Below are 5,003 nucleotides of genomic sequence, written 5' to 3'. Positions count from 1 at the left end.
GCACCGCGCCGGGCAGGTCGGGCACCTCGTCGGCGCCCGCGCCGAGCACCACGTGCACGGGTGCGCAGCCGCCGTCGCCGAGCAGCCGGATCGCGCGCCGTACCAGCGGCTCGCCGTCCAGCTCGACAAGCGCCTTCGGTCGGCCGAAGCGCCGCCCGGCGCCGGCGGCCAGCAGCAGTCCGGCCGTCACCGTCGTCACCTCCCGTACGAAGGGCTTTGCGTTATTCGCCCTGGGATATACCGACAAAGCTAGTCTGGGCCGGTGCAGGGCGGACCGGAGAACGCGACGACGACCGACGAGCGCCACTCGTCCCGGGTGACGGTCGAGGTCAACGGCGCGTCCCGCGAGGTGACCCTGGACAACCGCACCACCCTGCTCGACGCGCTGCGCGAGCACCTCGACCTGACCGGGGCGAAGAAGGGCTGCGACCACGGCCAGTGCGGCTCCTGCACGGTGCTGCTGGACGGCCGCCGGGTGAAGAGCTGCCTGGTCTTCGCGGTCACCGTGGACGGCCGTTCGGTGGTGACCGTCGAGGGGCTGGCCGGGCCGGACGAGCTGTCCCCGTTGCAGGCCGCCTTCATCGCGCACGACGCGTTCCAGTGCGGCTACTGCACCCCCGGGCAGCTCTGCTCCGCCCGCGGCATGCTCGACGAGGTCGCCCGGGGTTGGCCCAGCGCGGTCACTGGCGACCTCAACACGCCCGCCGAGCTGACCGACGCGGAGATCCGCGAGCGGATGGCCGGCAACCTGTGCCGCTGCGCCGCGTACCCGCACATCGTCGCGGCCGTGCGCGAGACGGCGGCGTCCTCGTGAGGGCGTTCCGCTACCACCGGCCCGCCGACGTGGCCGAGGCGGTCGCCGTGCTGACGGCCGAACCGCAGGCCGCCTACCTGGGCGGCGGAACCAACCTGGTGGACCTCATGAAACTCGGGGTGCAGCGCCCCGACGTGCTGGTGGACGTCACCCGGCTCCCGCTCGACACCGTCGAGGAGGTGCCCGACGGCGGGCTGCGGATCGGCGCGACCGTCCGCAACAGCGACCTCGCGGCCCACCCGGTGGTCCGCCGCGACTACCCGGTGCTGGCCCGCGCCCTGCTCGCCGCCGCCTCCGGACAGCTGCGCAACATGGCCACCACCGGCGGCAACATGTTGCAGCGCACCCGCTGCGTCTACTTCCAGGACACCGGCAAGGCGTGCAACAAACGGGAGCCGGGCAGCGGGTGCGCCGCCCTGCACGGCCAGAACCGCGACCTGGCGGTGCTGGACTGGTCCGAGCAGTGCGTGGCGACCCACCCGTCCGACCTGGCCGTCGCGCTGGCCGCCCTCGACACGGTGGTGGAGGTGCATGACGCCGACGGCCCCCGGGACATCCCGATCGCCGAGCTCTACCGCTCCCCCGGCACCCACCCGGAACGGGAGACCACCCTGGTCCGGGGCACGCTGATCACCGCCGTCCGGCTACCGCCGCTACCGGCCGCGCGCCGCTCGACGTACCTCAAGGTGCGCGACCGGGCCTCGTTCGCCTTCGCCGCCGGCTCGGTGGCCGCGGTGCTGGACCTCGACGGGGACGTGGTCCGCGACGTGCGGCTGGCGTACGGGGCGGTGGCGCACCGGCCGTGGCGGGCGTACCGGGCCGAAGCGGAGCTACGCGGTCGTCCGTTCAGCCCGGAGCTGGCGGCACGGGCCGCCGACGCGGAGCTGGCCGAGGCGCGCCCGCTACGGCACAACGGGTTCAAGCTGCCCTTGACCCGGGCCATCACCGTACGGGCGCTCACCGAACTGGCGTCGTCGTGAGCACCGGCGCGGTCGGACGGGCGTACCCCCGGTTGGAGGGCCCGGCGAAGGTCACCGGCACGGCCCGGTACGCGGTGGAGTACCCGATGGACGGGGTCACCTACGGCTGGGCGGTGCCGTCGGCGGTGGTGCGGGGCCGGATCACCCGGATCGACACGACGGAGGCGCTGGCGTCGCCCGGTGTGCTGGCCGTGGTGCACCACGGCAACGCGCCCCGGATGGCGCCCGGCCCGCAGCCGGAGCTGCGGCTGTTGCAGGAGCCGACGGTGCACTACCGGGGGCAGTACGTCGCCGTGGTGGTGGCCACCACCCTGGAGGCGGCCCGCGAGGGCGCCCGACTGGTCCGGATCGACTACGACAGCGGCCCGCACAGCACGGTGCTCACCGAGGACCACCCCGGCCTGTACAAGCCGGACCAGGTCAACCCCAGCTATCCGACGGACACCGCCGAGGGCGACTTCGACGCCGGGTACGCGGCCGCCCCGGTGCGGGTGGACGTCACCTACCGGACGCCGGCGTACCACAACAACCCGATGGAACCGCACGCCACCACCGCGCAGTGGCACGACGGACGGCTCCTGGTGCACGACTCCACCCAGGGCGCGACGCCGGTGCGCGCCACCCTCGCCGAGCTGTTCGAGCTGCCGCCGGAGTCGATCCGGGTCGTCGCCGAGCACGTCGGTGGCGGCTTCGGCAGCAAGGGGTACGCCAAGGCGTCGGTGGTGCTGGCCGCTCTCGCCGCCCGGCACGTGGAGCGCCCGGTCAAGCTGGCCCTCACCCGCCAGCAGCTGTTCGGGCCGGTGGGTTACCGCACCCCCACCATCCAGCGGATCCGCCTCGCCGCCGACACCGACGGTCGGCTCACCGCCATCTGCCACGACGCGATCGGCCAGACCTCGACCATCCGGGAGTTCGCCGAGCAGACCGCCGTCTACACCCGCAGCATGTACGCCGCACCGCACCGCCGCACCACGCACCGGTTGGTCCGCCTCGACGTGCCCACGCCGTTCTGGATGCGCGCGCCGGGCGAGTGCCCCGGCGCGTACGCCCTGGAGTCCGCGATGGACGAACTGGCCATCGCCGTCGGCATCGACCCGGTGGAGCTGCGCGTCCGTAACGACACCGCTGTCGACCCCGACCAGGGACGCCCGTTCACCAGCCGCAACCTGGTGGCCTGCCTGCGCGAGGGCGCTGAGCGCTTCGGCTGGGCCGGCCGTGATCCGTCGCTCCGGTCCCGGCGCGACGGGCGCTGGCTGATCGGGACGGGGGTGGCCGGGTCGAGCTACCCGGCCCGGGCCCGGCCATCCTCGGCGACCGCCACCGCCCGGCCCGACGGGAGCTTCCTGGTCCAGATCAACGCCACCGACATCGGCACCGGCGCCCGGACGGCGATCTGGCAGGTGGCCGCCGACGCCCTCGGGGTGCCGCCGGAGCGGGTGGAGATTCGGATCGGTGACAGCGAGCTGCCGGCGGCGGCGCTGGCCGGCGGCTCGATGGGGACCGCCAGCTGGAGCTGGGCGGTGATCCGCGCCGCGCAGGCGCTGCGCGAGAAGCTGCCCGACGGCGGGCCGCCGACCGGCGAGGTGACCGCCGAGGCGGACACCACCGAGGAGGTGGGCGGGCAGCCGGCGCTGCCCCGGTACGCGTACGGGGCGCAGTTCGTCGAGGTGCGGGTCGACGCGGACACCGGCGAGGTACGGCTGAACCGGATGCTCGGGGTGTTCGCGGCGGGGCGGGTGGTCAACCCGACGACGGCGCGCAGCCAGCTCATCGGCGGCATGACGATGGGGCTGTCGATGGCGCTGCACGAGGAGGGCCTGCTCGACGAGCGGTACGGCGACTGGGTCAACCACGACCTGGCCACGTACCACATCACCAGCTGCGCGGACGTGGAGTCCATCGAGGCGTACTGGCTGGACGAGCGGGACGACAAGCTGAACCCGGCCGGGGTGAAGGGCATCGGCGAGATCGGCATCGTCGGCGCCGCGGCGGCGGTCGCCAACGCGGTGCACCACGCGACCGGCGTACGGATCCGGGAGCTGCCGATCCGGCTGGACAAGCTCATCGGAGTATCAGACTTGGCTTAAATAAGCCATCAGTGATACAACTGTCGTCGTGCACGCCTTCGACGTGCTGGGCGATCCGGTCCGGCGCCGCATCCTGGAGCTGCTCGCCGGTGGCGAGCAGACCGCCGGTGCGGTCAGCGCGGTCATCCGCGAGGAGTTCGGCATCTCCCAGCCCGCCGTGTCCCAGCACCTCAAGGTGTTGCGCGACAACGGCTTCGCCACCGTGCGGCCAGAGGGCACCCGGCGGCTCTACGCGGTCGACCCACGCCCACTGCGCGAGGTCGACGGCTGGCTGGAGCACTTCCGCCGGTTCTGGACCCCACCCCTGGCGGCACTCGCCACCGAGCTGGCCCGGGGCCGACGTGAGCGCCGGCTACGCGGGCCCGCCGACCCATCCGACGAAAGGAACACCTGATGTTCGACGCCACCGAGCAGATCAACGCCGTCCAGCGCAAGGTCGGCAGCCGCACCCTGGAAGCCGGCGAGGCGCGGGTCACCACGATCAGCCAGACCTACCAGGCGACGGTCGAGGACCTGTGGGACGCCTGCACCAGCGCCGAGCGCATCCCGCGCTGGTTCCTGCCGATCTCCGGCGACCTGCGGCTCGGCGGCACGTACCAGCTCCAGGGCAACGCCCACGGCACCGTCGAGAACTGCGAGCCGCCGCACCGTTTCACCGCCACCTGGGAGTACGGCGACGAGGTGAGCTGGATCGAGGTGCGGGTCACCCCGGTCGGCGACGAGCGGGCCCGCCTCGACCTGGACCACATCGCCCACGTCGACCAGGACCGGTGGGCCCAGTTCGGGCCGGGCGCGGTCGGTGTCGGCTGGGACCTCGGGCTGCTCGGCCTCGCCTCGCACCTGGCCGGCGACGGCAGCGGGATCACCCCCGAGCAGAGCGCCGAGTGGACCGCCTCCGACGAGGGACGACGGGCCATGGAGCTGAGCAGCCACCTGTGGGGTGAGGCGAGCATCGCCGCCGGCACCGACGCCGACGAGGCGAAGGCCGCCGCCGAACGCACCACCGCCTTCTACACCGGCGCCCCGGCAGCCTGAGCGCGGCCCAGCGTTACGGGCGGCGGCCCGGCAGGCTGAGCGCAGCCCGGCACCACGGGCAGCGGGCCGGCATCGCGGGCAGCAAGC

General features: G+C 73.7%; 6 protein-coding genes. 5 read left to right on the top strand and 1 reads right to left on the bottom strand.

The features are described 5' to 3' along the window. Nucleotides 1–190: NTP transferase domain-containing protein (locus tag PSH25_RS29860; RefSeq protein WP_238662187.1), on the bottom strand; the 190-nt coding region annotated here is incomplete at its 3' end. Between the two features lie 126 nt (nucleotides 191–316). Here PSH25_RS29860 and PSH25_RS29855 point away from each other — a divergent pair. The 5 genes from PSH25_RS29855 to PSH25_RS29835 are packed head-to-tail and all read left to right on the top strand — an operon-like array spanning nucleotide 317 to nucleotide 4,916. Further along, nucleotides 317–814: a 2Fe-2S iron-sulfur cluster-binding protein gene (locus PSH25_RS29855; protein WP_238662188.1), complete on the top strand. Its 498-nt coding sequence runs from the start codon at nucleotides 317–319 to the stop codon at nucleotides 812–814. After that, on the top strand, nucleotides 811–1,794 hold the full coding sequence (locus tag PSH25_RS29850) for an FAD binding domain-containing protein (protein ID WP_238662185.1): 984 nt from the start codon (nucleotides 811–813) through the stop codon (nucleotides 1,792–1,794). Before PSH25_RS29855 ends, PSH25_RS29850 begins: the two co-directional genes overlap by 4 nt. Then, a complete protein-coding gene (locus PSH25_RS29845) occupies nucleotides 1,791–3,881 on the top strand; it encodes a xanthine dehydrogenase family protein molybdopterin-binding subunit (protein ID WP_238662183.1) in 2,091 nt (696 codons plus the stop codon). Before PSH25_RS29850 ends, PSH25_RS29845 begins: the two co-directional genes overlap by 4 nt. Before the next feature lie 28 nt (nucleotides 3,882–3,909). Continuing rightward, nucleotides 3,910–4,275 (top strand): ArsR/SmtB family transcription factor, encoded by a 366-nt coding sequence (locus PSH25_RS29840; protein WP_238662182.1) that lies wholly within the window; start codon nucleotides 3,910–3,912, stop codon nucleotides 4,273–4,275. Continuing rightward, entirely contained in the window at nucleotides 4,275–4,916 is a 642-nt protein-coding gene (locus PSH25_RS29835) for an SRPBCC family protein (protein WP_238662181.1), read from the top strand. The genes PSH25_RS29840 and PSH25_RS29835 overlap by 1 nt, the downstream gene beginning before the upstream one ends. The last annotated feature ends 87 nt before the right edge of the window (nucleotides 4,917–5,003 follow it).

It is taken from the genome of Micromonospora foliorum, from assembly GCF_022229015.1.
GTDB classification, from domain to species: domain Bacteria; phylum Actinomycetota; class Actinomycetes; order Mycobacteriales; family Micromonosporaceae; genus Micromonospora; species Micromonospora foliorum.
Note: the sequence above shows the minus strand (reverse complement) of the source record. Positions and strands in the feature narration are given on the sequence as shown.